Origin of the sequence: Rhodococcus sp. (in: high G+C Gram-positive bacteria) (genome assembly GCF_049286785.1) — a bacterium.
Lineage (GTDB): Bacteria > Actinomycetota > Actinomycetes > Mycobacteriales > Mycobacteriaceae > Rhodococcus_F.
The window spans coordinates 1-1,931 of record NZ_JBAQEO010000425.1; the positions used below are offsets into that span (position 1 = coordinate 1).

At 61.4% G+C, this 1,931-nt stretch carries 2 protein-coding genes; both read left to right on the forward strand.

What is annotated here, in order from left to right; genetic code table 11:
* Positions 1 to 26: 26 nt before the first annotated feature.
* Positions 27 to 758 carry a PilZ domain-containing protein gene (locus WAW17_RS15755; RefSeq protein ID WP_422333884.1) on the forward strand — a complete coding sequence of 244 codons (732 nt, stop codon included), beginning with the start codon at positions 27 to 29 and terminating at the stop codon, positions 756 to 758.
* A gap of 209 nt (positions 759 to 967) precedes the next feature.
* Positions 968 to 1,931, forward strand: a 964-nt coding sequence (locus WAW17_RS15760; RefSeq protein WP_422333885.1) for a zinc metalloprotease, incomplete at its 3' end; no start/stop codon positions are given.

Consider the following 1,931-nt stretch of genomic DNA (forward strand, 5'->3'; position numbering starts at 1 on the left):
CCGCAGTCGTTAGAATTGATCGAGCCATGTCAAAACGGAGACGTGTCGAACGCATCCGGCTGTCGCCGCCGTTGACCGGGCGCATCGGCTCGCAGAGCGCCGTCGTCATCGACATCAGTCTGATGGGCGCGCGGCTCGAGCATCAGACGCCGCTGACGGTCGGGCACAAGCTGAAGCTCTGGTTTGCGTGGCGCGGCGACGAGCTGGCGCTCGAGACGGTCGTCATACGCTGCAAGCTCGATCGCTTCTCGATCGGCCAGGATGGCCTCACCGTTTACCACTCCGGGGTCGCGTTCCAGCATGCGAACGACGAATCGCGCCTCGCCCTTCGCGGAATCATCGAGGGTCAGGTCATTCGAGCGCTCGAAGAGCAGAAAGCGAATGCCCGCGGCGACATCCCCGAGTGGATTCAGAAGATGCCGATCTTCCAGCGGGGAGGGATGCTGACCTCGACGCGGGCGGAACTCCTCGATGCATTTCGCGACGCGATTCCGCTGCCCGCCTCCCGCATCGCGCAGTCGAGCGGCTATCTCTGCTACCGCCTCGAGGGACGGAGCTGGCGCAAGATCCGGACGCGCAAGCCCGAGCAGCCGGTGGAGGGCTTCACGGTCCTCGACAACGAGGACCAGGAGCAGCTCGAGCTTCTCTGCGAGGCGTATGAAGACTCACAGGCCGAGATGCGGCACCTGATCCGAATCTTCGCCGAGATGAGCATCACCGAAGACGACGTCATACCGCCTCAGCGATTCCAGCCGTGAAGTGGCGCATCCCGCGCGCTACGCGCTCTTTTCTCTATACCTTTGGATAATGAACCAAAAAGGGGGCGGCCCGTACACGGGTTAGCTTTTGACCAGTGGTGCATCCACTGAACCCCACTGAGGGGCCGGACTGGTTGTTTTGTTGACCACTTTGACGCCGTGAACTGTTTCGATTTTCGATAAGTGATTCTCCTTCAGTTATTTAGCTGTTGTTCACCGTTCTGGCACGTTCGCTGCTAAAGGACGACCCCGGCTACCGCCTACTTAAGCAAGGAGAGAAAATGTCCAAAAGCCTCTGGTCCCGTCTTTTCGTCCTCACCGTAATCGTCCTTCTCGCAGTTCCGGCGTTTGCCGGTGAGCAGCGCGCCACCCTCGACGTCGAGGTTCAGAATCCCGAGCGCGTCGGCGTTCCATTCGAGATCAACGGCGTTGTCTTTGCCGACCAGGAATCATTCATCAGGAGCGGCGCCCGCTGCGGGACCAAGCATCCTGACGAATGGCTCGCCGAAGCGATCGAAGAGGACATGAACAGCTACATGTCAACCTTCGCGACGAGCAGCGCCACGATCAGCGTCCCGGTTTACTTTCACGTGATCAACAAGGGCACCGGCATCGCCAACGGCGACATCACGACTGCGATGATCACCGATCAGATGGCCGTGCTCAATAACGCATATGCGCCTTCCGGCATCTCGTTCACTCTGGCCGGCACGACCCGAACCACGAACGCCACCTGGTACACCGCCGGCTACGGCACCGCGGCGGAAACGCAGATGAAAACTGCCCTTCGGCAGGGCGGCGCGAACGCTCTCAACTTCTACACGAACAACATGGGTGGTGGCCTCCTCGGATGGGCGACCTTCCCGTGGGACTACTCGTCGAAGCCGTTGATGGACGGCGTCGTGGTCCTCTTCTCCTCGCTTCCGGGCGGATCGGCCGCGCCGTACAACCTCGGCGACACCGGAACCCACGAGGTCGGCCACTGGCTCGGCCTGTACCACACCTTCCAGGGCGGTTGCACGCCTCCGGGCGACAGCGTGTCGGACACGCCGGATGAAGCCAGCCCGGCCTATGGTTGCCCGGTCGGCCGCGATTCCTGCCTCTCCGAGGGCCTGGATCCGATCACCAACTTCATGGACTACACCTACGACAGCTGCATGAACACCTTCAGCG